Annotated in this window: 16 protein-coding genes; 8 read left to right on the top strand and 8 right to left on the bottom strand. The window is 49.5% G+C overall.

The genetic code is table 11. The annotated features are described in order from the left end of the window. Positions 1 to 129 precede the first annotated feature (129 nt). The 3 genes from B0I18_RS24125 to B0I18_RS24115 are packed head-to-tail and all read left to right on the top strand — an operon-like array spanning position 130 to position 1,444. The gene (locus B0I18_RS24125) at positions 130 to 624 is read left to right on the top strand and encodes a hypothetical protein (RefSeq protein WP_146146865.1); all 495 of its coding nucleotides are present in this window, start codon (positions 130 to 132) and stop codon (positions 622 to 624) included. 44 nt (positions 625 to 668) lie between these two features. Then, positions 669 to 920, top strand: coding sequence for a hypothetical protein (locus tag B0I18_RS24120; protein WP_106525341.1), 252 nt, complete (start codon positions 669 to 671; stop codon positions 918 to 920). 29 nt (positions 921 to 949) lie between these two features. After that, complete coding sequence (locus tag B0I18_RS24115) at positions 950 to 1,444, top strand: hypothetical protein (RefSeq protein WP_146146864.1); 495 nt, start codon at positions 950 to 952, stop codon at positions 1,442 to 1,444. A 94-nt stretch (positions 1,445 to 1,538) separates the two neighbouring features. On the opposite strand, the gene B0I18_RS24110 is transcribed toward B0I18_RS24115, so the two are convergent. Together B0I18_RS24110 and B0I18_RS24105 are read right to left on the bottom strand one after the other, a co-directional pair. Next, positions 1,539 to 1,973: a hypothetical protein gene (locus B0I18_RS24110; protein ID WP_106525339.1), complete on the bottom strand. Its 435-nt coding sequence runs from the start codon at positions 1,971 to 1,973 to the stop codon at positions 1,539 to 1,541. Positions 1,974 to 2,030: 57 nt separating this feature from the next. Next, on the bottom strand, positions 2,031 to 2,480 hold the full coding sequence (locus B0I18_RS24105; RefSeq protein ID WP_106525338.1) for a hypothetical protein: 450 nt from the start codon (positions 2,478 to 2,480) through the stop codon (positions 2,031 to 2,033). Between the two features lie 339 nt (positions 2,481 to 2,819). Between B0I18_RS24105 and B0I18_RS24100 the strand changes: the two genes are divergently transcribed. The 3 genes from B0I18_RS24100 to B0I18_RS24090 all read left to right on the top strand — a co-directional run bounded on the left by B0I18_RS24100 (position 2,820) and on the right by B0I18_RS24090 (position 7,212). Beyond that, entirely contained in the window at positions 2,820 to 3,395 is a 576-nt protein-coding gene (locus tag B0I18_RS24100) for a Crp/Fnr family transcriptional regulator (RefSeq protein WP_106525337.1), read from the top strand. Positions 3,396 to 3,451: 56 nt separating this feature from the next. After that, the gene (locus tag B0I18_RS24095) at positions 3,452 to 4,582 is read left to right on the top strand and encodes an FAD-dependent monooxygenase (RefSeq protein WP_106525336.1); all 1,131 of its coding nucleotides are present in this window, start codon (positions 3,452 to 3,454) and stop codon (positions 4,580 to 4,582) included. Between the two features lie 713 nt (positions 4,583 to 5,295). Then, positions 5,296 to 7,212, top strand: a complete 1,917-nt coding sequence (locus B0I18_RS24090) for an SPFH domain-containing protein (protein WP_106525335.1) — start codon at positions 5,296 to 5,298, stop codon at positions 7,210 to 7,212. Positions 7,213 to 7,287: 75 nt separating this feature from the next. Here the strand turns inward: B0I18_RS24090 and accC are convergent, their stop codons facing one another. From accC to B0I18_RS24065, 5 genes are all read right to left on the bottom strand, one after another. Then, positions 7,288 to 8,625, bottom strand: a complete 1,338-nt coding sequence (accC, locus tag B0I18_RS24085; RefSeq protein ID WP_106525334.1) for an acetyl-CoA carboxylase biotin carboxylase subunit — start codon at positions 8,623 to 8,625, stop codon at positions 7,288 to 7,290. Positions 8,626 to 8,721: 96 nt separating this feature from the next. Further along, positions 8,722 to 9,204 carry an acetyl-CoA carboxylase biotin carboxyl carrier protein gene (accB, locus tag B0I18_RS24080; RefSeq protein WP_106525333.1) on the bottom strand — a complete coding sequence of 161 codons (483 nt, stop codon included), beginning with the start codon at positions 9,202 to 9,204 and terminating at the stop codon, positions 8,722 to 8,724. Between the two features lie 119 nt (positions 9,205 to 9,323). Further along, positions 9,324 to 9,890 (bottom strand): elongation factor P, encoded by a 567-nt coding sequence (efp, locus tag B0I18_RS24075; protein WP_106525332.1) that lies wholly within the window; start codon positions 9,888 to 9,890, stop codon positions 9,324 to 9,326. A gap of 230 nt (positions 9,891 to 10,120) precedes the next feature. After that, the gene (locus B0I18_RS24070; protein ID WP_106525331.1) at positions 10,121 to 11,740 is read right to left on the bottom strand and encodes a hypothetical protein; all 1,620 of its coding nucleotides are present in this window, start codon (positions 11,738 to 11,740) and stop codon (positions 10,121 to 10,123) included. Further along, positions 11,733 to 13,076, bottom strand: coding sequence for a glycosyltransferase family 39 protein (locus B0I18_RS24065; protein ID WP_106525330.1), 1,344 nt, complete (start codon positions 13,074 to 13,076; stop codon positions 11,733 to 11,735). The genes B0I18_RS24070 and B0I18_RS24065 overlap by 8 nt, the downstream gene beginning before the upstream one ends. Positions 13,077 to 13,196: 120 nt before the next feature. Between B0I18_RS24065 and B0I18_RS24060 the strand changes: the two genes are divergently transcribed. Beyond that, the gene (locus tag B0I18_RS24060) at positions 13,197 to 13,745 is read left to right on the top strand and encodes an RNA polymerase sigma factor (protein ID WP_106525329.1); all 549 of its coding nucleotides are present in this window, start codon (positions 13,197 to 13,199) and stop codon (positions 13,743 to 13,745) included. A gap of 52 nt (positions 13,746 to 13,797) precedes the next feature. After that, positions 13,798 to 14,154: a hypothetical protein gene (locus B0I18_RS24055; protein WP_106525328.1), complete on the top strand. Its 357-nt coding sequence runs from the start codon at positions 13,798 to 13,800 to the stop codon at positions 14,152 to 14,154. 1,158 nt (positions 14,155 to 15,312) lie between these two features. Here B0I18_RS24055 and B0I18_RS24050 read toward each other — a convergent pair. Further along, positions 15,313 to 15,723, bottom strand: a complete 411-nt coding sequence (locus B0I18_RS24050; protein ID WP_106525327.1) for a single-stranded DNA-binding protein — start codon at positions 15,721 to 15,723, stop codon at positions 15,313 to 15,315. Positions 15,724 to 15,871: the final 148 nt, after the last annotated feature.

The raw sequence follows: 15,871 nt of genomic DNA, 5'->3' as shown, positions 1-15,871 counted from the left end.
TGGCTTTCTGTGAATTTTGACTTTTTCATTGCTTCAACTTTAAAGTTAGTGTTTTTATCTACTTTTAAACACTACGGTTTTAAGGGAAGCTTACATTATCACCAACAGCATATTAAAGAAATCGAGACCATGAAAAAACACATCAATAAATGCCTGTCTTTCGATGTCAGGAAAAGAAAGGACAGTATATGCGGTATCGTTTTAGACTATACGAACGACTGGACGCTGATCCGTTATAACCCCGTTGACTTTGTAATCGACGGTTATATGCTGATCAATAACCGTAAAATAAAGGGATATCGCCGTGGCAGCAAAGAACTCCTTGTTGAAAAAGTAATACAATTAAAAGCATTGAAACCTCCCCACCAGGCTATGATCGTGGACTTGCAAACCGTGCTTGCTGCTATCGACGGCTTATTACAAATTGAGTTGAAGGCGGCGGATACTACCTATATTACTAGGTTAAACGAAATACAGGAAGACAGCCTGACAGGCCTTAGCATAAAGACGAATGGGCGGACCGGGAAAAAAATGAATATCCTGGTGGAAGACATATGGACTATACAGTTTGATAATGATTATACTACTTCGCTGGAATTGCTGAATGGTTTATCCTCTGAATAACAGGCTGGTAGTACCTTACCGGATCACACTTAAATCGAGAAAAAATGAAAATTAAAATCGGAATTCGAAATCGTGATAAAGAGAAGATGTCAATAATCAAAGAGCCGGAAGCGATTGAAGACTTTATTGCCCCGGACGAAACCATCGACGTCGAAACTGATGCAGAGGAAGATAATATCCTGATAGATATTGGCAAGAATGAAGATGGTTCCATCTATGTGCAGATTTGGGACTCAGCAAAAACGGAGTATGTTATTTATAAAGATGGTAAAAATCTTTTTGAAGCATATTTGTAGTAAAGACATAAATGTATTTTAGGCCCGCTATGAAATCAATATCCGAACTGGAAGAAATCTTAGTTGCCGGACTCGGCATTTATAGGGATAAGCGCAATACGCTGTCGGCTGTAGCCTCCTGCAATGAGCAACTGGATGGCGTTTCGGTTACCCTGGCCGCATTGTTGCACCGGTTGTTGTTAGATCAGTACGACGACTGGCCGAAGCACCGGTGGATCGATGATAGCCTGTTGCATAAGGTACTTGTTGCCGGTAACACCGTATCCATCTGGGGCGTAATGATATGGGGAGATGGCGGAACAACGGAGCAGTATACAGATCCCTTTTATGTTGAGCTTACATGCAGGCCGGACTTATCCGGTTTTACCCGGTATACTTTCCTGTTCGCAGATGTAGACAACCCCGCGATAACGTATACCTGTTTCAATAATAACCGCTGGTACTGGGATAAGGATTTTTATTCCGACGTTACCTGGCCGGTGACCGAACGGGACTGGAAGTACAGCATCCACAGGCACAGTTAAGAACCCAGCCCCGGAAAGCTTGTCCCGGCTTAATTTATAACAGAAGCAACCGCCTTACAGCGGTTGCTTCTGTATTTTCAGATTGATGTGTTTTTTAAAAAATAAGCGATACGACATCGCAGCCATTGCTGCCGGTGGTCCAGTTCATGACATAGTTATTGCCGTTATAACAAGCCGGGTTATTGGTGCTGGTATAGGAGGGGTATGCCGCGCCCAATGGGAAAGATACGCCGTCAGGCCCCATCATCCGGGTATGGTTAACACAGCCAGAAGCCTGTAGGCTGGCCGGCGCAGGACTGGTAAAACCGGGTAATAATGTTGGGTTCACGAAGGGGTTGGGCCCGGGATTGATCGTAACGGGGCCAAAGGAAAAGGGATACACCGTACTGGAAGGACCTGTAATCGACCCGAAGCCTGTGGTAATCGTAAACGTACAACCCGTCATATTGATGATGTTGAAAGAGCCGGCAAAGGTCTTACCCAGGCCCAGGCACACGAAGAGTGCCAGTAGTAAACTGATCTTTTTCATAAATGGTTTTGTGTTTGGATCGAAAAGCAAGAATTGTTTTAGCTGGTTACACGGCTATTAAAAAATAAAGACAACGACATCGCAACTATTGCCACCTACATTCCAGGACGCGATGTAGTTATTGCTGTTGGTATTGCAGGCCGGGTTATTGGTGCTGGTAAAGCTGGTAAAAGGCGTGCTATTGGTCAGGTAGATACTGGTAGCGCCTGGTCCGATTGCCTTAATAGCGGTAACACAGCCTGAAGCCTGTACGCTTGCCGGTGCATTGCTGCTGAAACCGGGTAATAAGCTCGGGTTCGCGAAGGGATTGCTCGTGCTGCCCGGGTTGAGTATGGGACCGAAGCTAAAGTAATAGGTGGCGCCGGTTGCAGGGTCCACAATGGTACCGACACCGCTGTAGAACTCGAAAGGACAGGGTGTCGCATTCATGATGGTGAAGGAGCCGGCAAATACTTTGCTGAAGCCCAGGCAGAGGAACAAACCGAGTAATAAACTGATCTTTTTCATACGATGTTTGATTTGTTTTTGTGATTAAATCGTGTTGGTGTGTAATGAAACGGTATTCCGGCCTGGCTCTTAGGGAGGCTGCAGGCCGGGATAGGTGTACGGTTACCTGCTTTGCTGCGCTGTAACCCGGGCCCGGATCTGCATGCTGTAACCGTTATATCCTGTTGCAAGTAGATAAATTATTGTTATAGATCAAAGCGCTATTAAGCAGGTGTGCACTTTGGGTAAACAGGTGCGTATTTTTAATATGATTCTGCACACCCGGTATAAGCGAGCCGGGCTGTGTTACAGCTTTATCTGCATAGCTGCCGGCCGAGCTTTTTTTTCTAATATTGCATCATGAATGCTGCACTCAGGGATTACCTGCTGCAAGTACTGCAGCTGCCCGCATCCAGGCTGGATACCTTGCTGGCGTTAAGCCATACCGTTACCTATGGGAAACATACCCGGATCGGGACGCCCGGCAAGGTATTCGATCGCCTGGGGTATATCCTGCAGGGAGCGGTACGCACTTTTTATATCAACGAAGAAGGGCAGGAAATCAGCTACCTGCTGCAGGTCGACCGCGATTTTTTTGGCGACTATGAAAGTTATATCACCGGGCAGGTTTCCGACCTGGCGATCGAAACGTTGCTGCAAACGGAAGTGCTGTTTTTCGAACGCCGTACCATAGAGCGGTTGATACAGGAAGATCCGTATTGGATGGGCTTTGCCAAAAGAGTATCCGACCTGGTATTTCTCGATGCCAAGCGACGGTTCAACGAGTTGTTGTTCCATAACCCGGAACAACGGTACCGCAACCTGCTCGAACGCTCGCCGGAACTGCTTTTTAAGATCCCGCAGAAATATATTTCTTCCTACCTGGGTATTACCCCGCAGTCCCTGAGCCGCATCCGGAAACGCCTGATTAATTAACTTAAGTGAACGGCTACAGCCTTTACCCGGCGCTAACTTTGCCTAAAAATAAAACAATGAACGTAACCATTATAGGAGGCGGTATCGGCGGACTCACTACTGCCCTTGTCTTGAAACGGGCGGGTATACCTTTTGTATTATACGAAGCGGCGCCGGCGATCAAAAGCGTGGGCGCCGGCATTATTATAGCCAATAATGCGCTGCAGGTGTTCCGCGAACTGGGTATTCATGAGGAGATTTACCGGCAGGGCAACCTGGTCGATAAAATGATTATTACCAAAGCAGATTTCGCTCCTTTATCCGAGATAAGCCTGCAACGCTTCGAAGCACTGTACGGGCTTCAGAACCATGCCATACACCGGTCCGACCTGTATGATATACTGGCCCGGGCGGTGGGCCCGGAGCATATCCGGATCAATAAAAGACTGGACCGTATCGAACACGAGGGCGATGTATACCGGCTCGCTTTTGCTGATGGTTCGGTAATCAGGTCGGAGTATGTGATCGGCGCCGATGGCATTAAATCGCAGGTACGGCAGCAACTGTTTCCCGGTAGTGTTTACCGCGATGCCCGGCAGATCTGCTGGCGCGGGGTTACAGGCTATCAGCTGCCGGAGCGTTACCGGCACGAAGTGATCGAAGCCTGGCATAAAGGCCGCCGTGTGGGTTTTGTACAAACCGGCAAGGATAAGGTGTATTGGTACCTGGTGATCAATACCCGACAGGAAATACCGGGCGCGGGTCCCGATGCTTATATCGCCGACTTTCATCCCCTGATCGGCGAACTGGTTGCCGCTACACCAAAGGATACGCTGATCAAGGCGCCGATCTATGATCTGAAACCTATACCTGCCTGGTCTAAAGATAAGGTATGCCTGGTGGGCGATGCGGCGCATGCTACCACACCCAACCTGGGGCAGGGCGCCTGCCAGGCTGTTGAAGATGCTTATGTGCTGGGCGAATTGCTGAAGCAATACAATATGGTCGATGCCTTTAAAAAATACCCGGAACTGCGGCGCGCTAAAGCACAATACGTGGTAAAGACCAGTTGGCAGGTAGGCGTACTCTCGCACCTGGAAAACCGCGCCGGTATGGGCATCCGCAACTTTATCCTGAAATACCTGACGCCTGCAAGCGTTAATGTAAGACAGATGGCACGGCTGTTCCGACTTAGTCCTGTAAACTAATCCCGTAACGATATCGAAAATAGGAACCACAGTTGCAAAGCGCTTGCCGCTACAACTGTGGTCCTGTATTAACTTTGCGCTGACGTTTTTTTTTGCTTGTCCTTGCCCGGCAATACCTGTACCTCCAATGCCCGGCGTATCCCTAACACCTGAAGACCTGCTCTGCTCTGGCATAACCACAATGCCCGCTAACACCCGTTTGTAAAGGCTGGCCCGGCGCTTTTGTCCATGTTGGTCCAGGCTTTCTTTGTACGGTATCGGTATGGTGCCCGGCAGGATAGTTTTTCATTGGGACAACGTGGCGTTTTAGTCCGCCGGGCAAGTACACGATCCTGTAAAGCCCGCCTGATAACTGTTTCCTATGGCAGGCCGCATTCCTATAAGAAAATAATATGGGCCGGTTTTATATATCGTATCCCTTAACCTGCATATCTTTGGTGGATAAATCTCAACACTACGGTGCAACATTTACGGGTTATTTCCTTCCTTACCGCTTTTATTTTATCCCGGTTTAATACTTCACCTCCCCGGGCCTAGTTTTCACCAACGCATCGCTGTTTCCTGCTGCCGCAAGTTTTTCTTTGCCGGCTAAGAAAGCCTGTGCACCGGTCGTAGCGGCTTGCGTTTATTCTTTCATCCTTTTACTTTTTTACCATGTTCTACTGCGGTTACAAACCGCAGCAGGCCTTGTCTTCCCTAAAAATTTACAAACTATGTCTTCTTTCTTCCAAGAGCATAAACTGCTCCTGACCCTTATTGCCGTGTTATTCGTATGCGCCTTACTGCATAAAGTGATCCTGCGTGTTTTGTTTGGTATGATCATCGTGCCCGAAAACCGTATCGGGCTTGTAACCAAGAAATTTGTACTCTTCGGCGCCTACCGCGCCTTACCCGATGGCAAGATCATCGCAACCCGCGGCGAGGCGGGCTTCCAGGCCAGAACCCTTGCCCCTGGCCTCTATTGGGGCATGTGGATCTGGCAATACAGTATCCATATGCAATCCTTTACCGTAATTCCGGAGGGCAAGATCGGCTTGCTGCTCAGTAACGACGGACAAGAAATACCCACCGGGTCGATACTGGCACGCAGGGTGGACAGCGACAATTTCCAGGATGCCGAAAAGTTTCTGAACAACGGCGGCCAGAAAGGCCGCCAGACGGCCTATATCACGGCAGGTACCTACAGGATCAATACTTTTGCCTTTACGGTAACAATTGCCGATATGATCATCATCCACGAAAACAGGGTGGGCGTGGTCACTACACTCGATGGTAATCCGATAAGCAAAGACCAGATTGCCGGTGCGCAGGTGGATGGTCATAATAACTTCCAGGATTTTGATGCCTTCCTCGAACAGGGCGGTAACCGTGGGTTACAGCCGCAGATCATTCTTGCCGGTTCCTATAACATTAACCCCTGGGCAGTACAGATCGAAGAGATCCTGATGACCGACGTACCGATCGGTTACGTTGGCGTAGTGATCTCTTATATCGGCGAGGACGGGCAGGATGTAACCGGCGAGTCCTTTAAGCATGGCAATATTGTTGCCAAAGGCTTCAGGGGGGTATGGCAGGAGCCGCTTGGCCCCGGCAAGTACCCGCTGAACAAGTATACCATGAAGATGGAGCTGGTGCCCACCACCAACCTGGTACTCAACTGGGCCAATGCCCGCAGCGAGGCGCATGCACTCGATAAGAATCTCTGCACCATTACCGTAAGGTCTAAAGACGGCTTCCCCTTTAACCTCGACGTATCGCAGATCATCCATATCCCGGCTAATGAAGCGCCTAAGGTTATTGCCCGCTTTGGCAGTATGACCAACCTGGTAAGCCAGGTGCTCGAACCTACCATCGGCAACTATTTCCGCAACTCGGCCCAGGACAGCGATGTGATCAGCTTCCTGACTACCCGTAAAGAACGGCAGGAGAGTGCCCGCGAGCATATCCGCACCGTGCTGGAAGAGTATAACGTGAACGCGGTTGATACCCTGATCGGCGACATTACACCACCCGAAGCATTGATGAAGACCCTGACCGACCGTAAGATCGCCGAAGAAGAACAAAAGACCTACCAGACCCAGCGTATGGCCCAGGAGCAACGCCAGGGTATGGAAAAAGAAACGGCCATTGCCGATATGCAAAAGGAAATCGTAAAGGCGCAGCAAAGCGTAGAGATATCGCAGCGTACGGCCGATGCTACGGTGAAGAAAGCAGAAGGTGATGCGGCAAGCCTGAAACTGCAGGTGGATGCGGAAGCCCAGGCAACGAAGATGAGAGCCGTAGCCGAAGCCGAAGCGACCAAGGCCAGGGCAGCGGCGCAGGCCGAAGCTACACGGCTTAATGCCGGCGCGGATGCGGAGAAGATCGCGAAAACCGGTCTGGCAGAGGCCGAGAAGATTATGGCGATCGGTAAAAGCACCGCAGAGGCTTACGAATTGCAGGTCAAAGCTATGGGTGGCGATAATTTTACCCGTTATAAAATTACCGAAGAGGTAGGTAAGAATGGTATCAAAGTGATACCAGACCTGATCATCTCCGGTGGCAATGGTACCGAAGGCAGCCTGAACGGCTTGCTGGGCATGCAATTGATGAAGATGATGGGCAAGGACGAACCCAGGCCGGAGGCATAAGCAGCCATCGGTGTATAACAAACAAAAAGCCGCATGATCTGTATCATGCGGCTTCTCTCTAACAGCAAGGCTGTATTATTTCAATTCGAATGTTTCGATAAATTTGGTGGTGAAGTTTCCGGCGCGGAAGTCTTCATTACGCATCAGCTGCAGGTGGAACGGAATGGTGGTTTTCACCCCTTCGATCACGTATTCGCTTAAGGCGCGTTCCATAGTATTGATCGCTTCTTCGCGGGTCTGCGCTACGGCAATCACTTTGGCGATCATAGAATCGTAGAACGGAGGAATGGTATAGCCGGCGTAAATATGGGAATCGACACGGATACCATGACCGCCCGGTGTATGCAGTACGGTAATCGTACCGGGGCTCGGACGGAAATCGTTGTACGGATCTTCGGCATTGATACGGCATTCGATGGCATGCATCTGGGGCTCGTAGTTCTTACCGCTGATCGGGATACCGGCTGCAATTTTGATCTGTTCTTTGATCAGGTCGAAATTGATCACCTCTTCGGTTACGCCGTGCTCTACCTGGATACGCGTATTCATCTCCATAAAGTAGAAGTTACGGTGTTTATCCACGAGGAACTCGATCGTACCTACGCTTTCGTAATTGATTGCTGCGGCAGCTTTGATGGCTGCTTCACCCATTTTCTGACGCAGTTCGGGCGTCATGAACGGTGATGGTGATTCTTCTACGAGTTTCTGGTGCCTGCGCTGGATAGAGCAGTCCCTTTCGCTCATATGGCATACGGTACCATACTGGTCGCCGGCTACCTGGATCTCGATATGACGCGGTTCTTCAACGAATTTCTCCATGTAGATACCATCGTTTTTGAAAGAGGCGGCTGCTTCCTGTTTGGCGGTATTGTAGGCTTTCTCGATTTCGCCATCGCTCCATACGACGCGCATGCCTTTACCACCGCCACCGGCAGTAGCTTTCAGGATTACGGGGTAGCCCATTTCCTTGGCCAGTACGCGGGCCTGTTCGATGCTTTCCAGCAGGCCTTCAGAACCCGGGATACAAGGTACGCCGGCAGCGATCATCGTTTCCTTCGCGGTGATCTTATCGCCCATAGAGCGGATCATCTGCGGGGTGGGCCCGATGAATTTGATATTGTATTGGGCGCATATTTCGGCGAAGCCGGCATTCTCTGCCAGGAAGCCGTAACCGGGATGGATCGCATCGGCGTTCGTGATCTCGGCAGCTGCCATAATATGCGGGATGTTCAGGTAAGAATCAGCACTCTGCGGCTTACCGATACAAACAGCCTCATCCGCAAAACGGACATGCAGGCTGTCCTTATCTGCTGTAGAATATATGGCAACGGTCTGGATGCCCATTTCCCGGCAGGTACGGATAATACGGAGCGCGATCTCGCCTCTGTTGGCAATCAATATTTTTTTAAACATGAATTAGCTGATGTAAATATGAAATATAAACTGGCGAAGAGCGGTTCTATCGGTGATCATACACCGGAACCGGCTTTTCCTTGTTATACCTTAGCATTAAGGCTCTACCAGGAATAAAGGCTGATCGTATTCAACCGGTGTGGCGTCGTCTATCAGCACTTTAACGATACGGCCGCTTACTTCACTTTCAATTTCATTGAACAGCTTCATGGCTTCTACGATGCAGATTACATCGCCGGGTTTGATTTCGTCGCCTACGTTTACGAAAGCAGGCTTATCGGGACCGGAGCTGCGGTAGAAAGTACCGATCATCGGTGATTTAACCGTAATGGTATTGCTGGATGCAGCAGGCGCTTGTGCAGCAGCGGCAGGAGCAGCCGGCGCCTGGGGCGCAGCCTGCGGTGCAGCGATAACCTGTGGCTGTACAGCTACAGGCATGGCAGGTTGTGCCATTACGTACTGCGGCTCGGTATTGGCTTGTTTGATGGTGATCTCGAATTCTCCGTCTTTAATGGATAATTCGCTGATATTGGACTTATTCACCGCTTTAAGCAGTTCCTGTATTTGTTTAAATTCCATATTAAATTTAATTGTGTTGCACTATAACCTGTAAAGCCGCTACAGGCAACTAATTGATGAGATGCTGTTACAAAAAAGAAGCTAATCACAGGGTATTGATGATTAGCCGCCCGAAATAATTATCCTTTTACACGCTCGATATACTCGCCGGTTACGGTATTGATCTTGATCAGTTCGTCGTTGTCTACAAACAAAGGCACGGCTACAGAGGCGCCGGTTTCGAGGGTAGCTGGTTTCAGGGTACGGGTAGCGGTATCGCCACGCAGGCCCGGCTCGGTATAGGTAACACGCAGCACCACGCTTGGCGGCAGTTCCACGCTCATCGGCATTTCTGTTTCTGTATTGATCAGTACGAAGCACTCCTGGCCATCTTTGTACAGGCCGGGGTTGTCGATCATGTTCTCATTTACCGCGATCTGCTCGAAGGTATCGTTATCCATCAGGTTAAAACCGCTGTCGTCTTTGTAGAGGAACTGGTAATTACGACGTTCAACACGTACCGGGTAAATGGTATCGCCGGAGTTCCAGGTATGCTCAATGCTGCGGTTGTTGTCCACACCTTTCAGCTTTGCCCATACTTTAGCAGCGGAACGGGCGGTTTTGTTCTGACCAAATTCTACAACGCTATAAAGCGATCCGTCTAATTTCAAGATAATACCGTTACGGATGTCTGTTGTGTTTGCCATGCAAAAAAATGAATGTCTCCTTGGGCTCCTGTGGGGCCGGCGGATCGTTTAGTGATTTGATTATAATTAAGAATCAGTTTGCAAAAGTAAAAATTAAGTGCTTTGAAAGAACTTTCCGGCCATTTATTTCTTGTTTTGTTGAAAAAAAACTGGTTTTTGCCTTGTTTTTTGCCGGAAACGCATTTTCCTCTCTTAGTCTCCATAAACTATTTATACCGGGTACAGAAAAGCTAAAAGCCAAGCCGGAACACCCGCAACCCCTTGATGCGGCCGCCGGTAACCTCGGGATATGGGTTGCCCTGCCCGTCTTTTAATACATAATCGGCCCCTGTACCTTCATAGAAATAATAATAATATTGTACATGATACCTGCGGGCATCTTCCAGGATTTCCTCGTTGCTGTAGCGGTCCAGGGTATGGCAATACCAGGGCGAGCCGGTAAACCAGGCAATCCGGTGCAGCCTGCCTTTACCCGATGCATACGACAGGTTGGATACGAAGCTCCCCTGTATGCCCATCGATTTCATGGCCTCCGACATACGGTATTCTTCCCGGCCGGTACCAAACATTTCTTTCATATCCGCTACCGGGGCCACCAGGTAGGTACAACAAAACACGAATACGAAAAGCCGCTTCATCCGTTCGCTCATGAGCGGGAAGATCAGCTGCGCATACCAGAGCCCCAGGATGGCGCTGAGCGGAATAGTGAACCAAAGGTAGCGACCGCCATCGAAGGTTACGGTCCAGTAAGGCAGCGGGAAGATCAGGAACACGACCAGCAGGATTTTCTTTTCGGTCGTATTAAAAAAGGAAAGGCCCTTGCTGAAGAGGAATACGATAGATACCAGCCAGGTGACGAAATAAAACGGGGAGATCCGGTTGGCGCTTTCTACCCAACCTATGGCGTTAAACCCGACACGCCCCAGCTGTTTGATAAAGAGGCGGAGCGAATCGTAAAAATGTACAAAACGGCCCTGGACCAGGTAAGGATCTTCAAAATAAAATATAGAATTGGAATAGGGCGGCGGCGGTACCAGTACCGAAATGTCGGGCCGTAATTCCTGCGTGCCTGCCAGCCACCACGAAAAATTCAGTTTGCCGGCCGTGGAGGAGGTCCAGATTCGGTATTTCTCATGTATCAGCCAGAGCCAGGGGGCGGCGGCCAGCATCATGACCCCGACACTGACCAGGCAGATCCGGAACAGGAGGCCCCAGCTGAAAACACCGGCGCCGCGCAACTGCATGCCGCTTACGACCAGGATCATGAGCGGGAAAAAGTAAAAAGAATAAGCTTTGCTGAAATAAGATAAGGCGGCTACCAGGCCCAGCAGTACCCATAATAAAGGCCTGCGGGTAAAGGACGGTTGAAGCAGGATCAACAGGCCCAGGGTAAGGAAAAAGAATTGCCAGATGTCGGTAAAAGACTGGAAATATACGGTATAGGTCCAGAATAGCGCCGACATGATCCCGAAACAAAGCCGTTCCCAGGCGTTGTAACGGAAGCGGTGAAAAAGCACCTGGCCCAGTACCACCATGCCTGCAGCCGGGAGGGTATTGGCCGTTATGGCAGCGGCGAACAAGGGTAACCCGGTCAGTTTTACGACCAGTACCGTGGTCCAGCAGCCCATAGGGCTCCAGAAGGCATTGACGGCATGCTGGTAGTCGCCGGCCAGGTAGCTGTCGACCAGGGTAAGGTAACTGATGGCATCGGGATCGATATAAAAACGGTAATAGGGCCAGAGCAGGAAAACACCTGCACAGAGCAGCAAAAGCGGGAACAGGTAAAGCGCCGGCACGAACCGGTTGTGGTGGACGGCTGATATTTCTTCCGGTTGCATGGTATTATTCATGGGGTATTAAGGCGGTTTGCTTAGCCCGTTTCCTGTTCCATAACCTGGAGTAGGTGATCATGGCACAAGCCGAGGTAACCAGCACACAAGGCAGGTAATAACGGCTGGTATAGGAAACGGGACCGGTAATAACGGCAAAATAGCCGGCGTAAACGGCCATGGTTAATCGTACGGCTAGAGGCACAGCGCGGTCGAACAGGAACAGCAGGAAGCCCAGCGATCGGATGATATTAAACAGTAATACCAGTAACACCACCAGGATCAGCGGATACCCTTTCAGGTATTCAAGGCCTCCCCTGATCCCTCCTTTTTCCAGTTTTACAAAAAAACCTTCGCCCTTTTCCAGCGTCATTTTTGCATAACTGAAATAACCGAAAAAGACATCGATCTCTACCTTGCCCGGTTCTATAAAATAGCGCAGGCTTTCCCGCAGGTGAAATAAAGCATAGGGTACCAGGTCTTTCTTAATCCCTTCCACCGCCAGGCTTTCCGTTTTCCGGTAACGGGATACATAATCCGGTTGGCGGTTAATAGCCTGGTGAGCCGTATCGTTGTAGGCCTGTGCCTTACTGAACCCGAAGCGCGATTCCTGGAAGCGTTTAAGGTTATAGTCGAGCATATTCATCGGCTGTATGCTCGATAAATGGTACAGGCCGGTCTGGTGCTTGTTCCAGAAGCCGTAACCCACTACCGCAAGCATGGGGAACAAGGTAGGGATCAGCAATTTGGCCATCTTCCACTTACGGATATGCCAGAGGCAATACAGCAGGTGGAGGCATAAAAAAGGATAGGTTACCGGTTTTACAAAAAAGGAAAGCATCAGCCACAGGCTCATTTGCCAGATGCGGCCGGGTTTGGGCTCGTAGTAATTCAGGATCAGCTGCCGGAAATACAGCATCATACAGAACTGGAAGAGGTTGTCGGTAAGCACCATATCGGCGATAACGAATTGCATGGGGTATACCGAAACCAGCAAAATATAGATCCAGGTCCGTTTTTGTTGTGGAAAAACACGGGCAAACAGGGTAAGAATCATCCAGCAGGAAGCTATGGATAAGATATTCTGCAGGATAAGTACGGGTAGGGTGCCTTCGCCAAACAGCGAATAACTGATAAACAGGAAGAAAGGATAGCCCGGTGTGCGCAGCGAATAATGCTGGATGCTTAGAGGCAGGGCGGTATTGGTGGCGTAAAAAAGGCCTTTCTTAAAATTGACCGCCATATAAATATATTCGCTCGAGTCGCCCATGTAAAAATGTTTGCCCTGCATAGCAAGGACAAACCAGAAAATATGGACCAGCACGATGGCCAGGAATACAGCACCTTTATTTTTCATGACGGACTCGGGGCATTATATTTGCGATAGCGGGACGAAAGTAGCATAATTTGCTTTTTTTTATGGAATATTTCTGTTACTGCATCCTTTGATCAGTACTTACCGACCCTGATAAACCTATTGGCAACCGACTATCTACATATCAACGATGAAGACCTCCTGGCGCGGTTTTATACCGACGGGAATAAAGAGTGGCTGGGCATATTGCTCGAACGCTATACCATGCTGCTGTTCGGGGTTTGTATGAAATACCTGAAAGAAGAAGATACCGCGCGCGATACCGTGCAACAGGTATTCCTGAAGGCGCTTTCCGAAATTCCCAAATACCGGATCGATAATATAGGCGGCTGGCTGTACCGCGTGGCTAAAAACATGTGCCTGAGCCTGCTTCGCGATAAAAAGATATGGTCGGAGCCGGAAAGGCTGGACCAGATGGAACAACCTGAAGAAGTGCCCCTATCTTTGCTGCTCGAACGAGAAAAGGACATCGACCGTTTGAAAGAGGAGTTGTCCAGGTTGAAAGACGAGCAAAGGATATGCCTGACGCTTTTCTACCTCGATAAGAAGAGTTACCAGGAAGTAGCCACCCTTACCGGGTATGATGTGAAGCTGGTAAAGAGCCATATCCAGAACGGGAAACGTAACCTGCGCATGCGGCTTGAAGGCTGAAACATAAATGCCCGTAATTTTGTAACCAGATTAAGATTTAATACCGATCACATTGGCTGATAAAAAGAAAATAGGAAACAACGAAGGTAACGCGATAGACGAAGCAACGCTATTGCGCTATCTTGACGGTACCATGCCGCCCGACCAGCAACATAAGCTGGAAGCGCTCATGGATACCGATCCGTTTCTCAGCGATGCGATCGAGGGGCTTGCCGAAGTGCGCGACCAGGAACAGTTGCGGATCATTACGGCCCAGCTGAATAACCAGTTGAAAAAACTGACAGAAAAACGCAGGGCACGCCGCGGCCGCAATAAACTTACCGATCACTGGGGCTGGATCTTCGTGCTGGTCGTATTGTTGCTCGTAGTGCTGGGCTGGCTGGTCATCCATATGCTGCTCCGGCGATAGCCGCTTCCTTTCACTTGCCCTCCCTTTATTAAGATCCTTCGCTGCGCTCAGGATGACAGCGATGAAGTGGTCAGGCTCGTTTCTACTCACGCTTCCTCCGTTAAGATCCTTCGCTGTGCTCGGGATGACATGTGTGCAATAGCTCCCACTTGGTTGTCATGCTGAGCGTAGCGGTTTACCGGGCAGGAGGTTAAGCTGCTGTTTAGCATTACCTGTTCATTCGAAAGGAATGGTTAGGTATAGTCGTGGTTCGCTTCCACTCGCGTTCCCGCTATTAAGATCCTTCGCTGCGCTCAGGATGACAGCGATTGAGTGGTCAGGCTCGTTTCCACTCACGCTCCCTCCGTTAAGATCCTTCGCTACGCTCAGGATGACAGCGATTGAGTGGTCAGGCTCGCTTCCACTCGCGCTCCCCCATTAAGATCTTCGCTACGCTCAGGATGACAGCGATAGAGCGGTCAGGCTTATTTCTACTGGTTCTCCCTCTATTAAGATTGTTTGCTTCGCCCAGGCTGACATGAGCGTGTGAGAGCTCCCCCTTGATTGTCATGCTGAGCGTAGCTGTTCTTTACAAAGGAATGGTTAGGGATAGTCATCGCTCGCTTCCACTCGCGCATCCTCCATTAAGATGCTTCGCCGCGCTCAGGATGACAGTGATGGAATGGTCAGGCTCGTTTCCACTCACGCTTCCTCCGTTAAGCTGCTTCGCTGCGCTTAGGATGACAGTGATGGAATGGACAAGCTTATTTCTACTGGTTCTCCCTCTATTAAGATCCTTCGCTGCGCTCAGGATGACAGTGCTGGAATGGTCAGGCTTATTTCTACTCATGCTCCCTCCATCAAGCTCCTTTGCTACGCTCAGGATGACATGAGCGTGTGGTGGCTCCCCTGGTTTTCATGTTTCGCTTGCCCGCCTCTTGATTTGTTTGAAAATATATTTTATTTAATTGATATTTTAAATAAAATAGTTATTATATTTGTTTTGTATTGCGAAGTTCTTTGAATACCGTTGCCGATTTACCCACATACCCTGAACATCGGTATGGGGACTGGTAATCCCCAGGATTTAATGGCGCCGGGCTATAGCATTCCCTTTGCAGGGAGACTACTATAACCCGGCGCAGGGGTGTATTAGCGGATGCATTACGTCACCGGTGATCAGAATGGAAGCCCGTCATCGCCTTCCGCCATTGCAGGCGCAGATTCGTTCGCCGCCGGCTCGCCCTGTTCTGCTTGTTTTTTGTCGAGCAGCATGATATTATTGGCGCGCACCTCGGTATAATATTTTTTCATGCCGTTGGCATCGGTAAAGGTGCGGTTAACCAGTTTGCCTTCGACCATGACAAAGCTGCCCTTGTGTAAGCGTTGTTCGATGCGTTCGGCAAGTTTTTCCCAGGCTGTAACGCTATGCCACATCGTTTCGTCCTTCCAGTCACCCGAAGCGGTTTTATATGACTCGTTGGTTGCGATGCGCAGGCGTGCCACGCGTGCGCCACTGTCGATGGTTTTTAATTCCGGGTCAGCGCCCAGGTGTCCCATCAGTTGTACCCTGTTTTTTAAAGTGCTCATGATGCTCGATTTTAATAATGAATAATAGTTGAAATGAACAATAGACATGAATAAATCACCCGGCAAATATGCGCCATAGGCTGTTTTCAGCCGGTTCTTTGTCACTTATGTACGGATGTAATTGATTGTACCCGATTGTAACCCCAGA

The organism is Taibaiella chishuiensis, assembly GCF_003014535.1.
In the GTDB taxonomy this organism is placed as follows: domain Bacteria; phylum Bacteroidota; class Bacteroidia; order Chitinophagales; family Chitinophagaceae; genus Taibaiella; species Taibaiella chishuiensis.
This window is presented reverse-complemented; position numbering and strand designations above follow the sequence as displayed.

What these genes read in the sequence shown, in the direction of transcription:
- B0I18_RS24120 (WP_106525341.1), top strand. Translation starts at nt 669, where the DNA reads ATGAAAATTAAAATCGGAATTCGAAATCGTGATAAAGAGAAGATGTCA.
- B0I18_RS24125 (WP_146146865.1), top strand. Translation starts at nt 130, where the DNA reads ATGAAAAAACACATCAATAAATGCCTGTCTTTCGATGTCAGGAAAAGA.
- B0I18_RS24105 (WP_106525338.1), bottom strand. Translation starts at nt 2,480, where the DNA reads ATGAAAAAGATCAGTTTATTACTCGGTTTGTTCCTCTGCCTGGGCTTC.
- accC (WP_106525334.1), bottom strand. Translation starts at nt 8,625, where the DNA reads ATGTTTAAAAAAATATTGATTGCCAACAGAGGCGAGATCGCGCTCCGT.
- accB (WP_106525333.1), bottom strand. Translation starts at nt 9,204, where the DNA reads ATGGAATTTAAACAAATACAGGAACTGCTTAAAGCGGTGAATAAGTCC.
- B0I18_RS24115 (WP_146146864.1), top strand. Translation starts at nt 950, where the DNA reads ATGAAATCAATATCCGAACTGGAAGAAATCTTAGTTGCCGGACTCGGC.
- B0I18_RS24090 (WP_106525335.1), top strand. Translation starts at nt 5,296, where the DNA reads ATGTCTTCTTTCTTCCAAGAGCATAAACTGCTCCTGACCCTTATTGCC.
- efp (WP_106525332.1), bottom strand. Translation starts at nt 9,890, where the DNA reads ATGGCAAACACAACAGACATCCGTAACGGTATTATCTTGAAATTAGAC.
- B0I18_RS24110 (WP_106525339.1), bottom strand. Translation starts at nt 1,973, where the DNA reads ATGAAAAAGATCAGTTTACTACTGGCACTCTTCGTGTGCCTGGGCCTG.
- B0I18_RS24065 (WP_106525330.1), bottom strand. Translation starts at nt 13,076, where the DNA reads ATGAAAAATAAAGGTGCTGTATTCCTGGCCATCGTGCTGGTCCATATT.
- B0I18_RS24050 (WP_106525327.1), bottom strand. Translation starts at nt 15,723, where the DNA reads ATGAGCACTTTAAAAAACAGGGTACAACTGATGGGACACCTGGGCGCT.
- B0I18_RS24070 (WP_106525331.1), bottom strand. Translation starts at nt 11,740, where the DNA reads ATGAATAATACCATGCAACCGGAAGAAATATCAGCCGTCCACCACAAC.
- B0I18_RS24095 (WP_106525336.1), top strand. Translation starts at nt 3,452, where the DNA reads ATGAACGTAACCATTATAGGAGGCGGTATCGGCGGACTCACTACTGCC.
- B0I18_RS24100 (WP_106525337.1), top strand. Translation starts at nt 2,820, where the DNA reads ATGAATGCTGCACTCAGGGATTACCTGCTGCAAGTACTGCAGCTGCCC.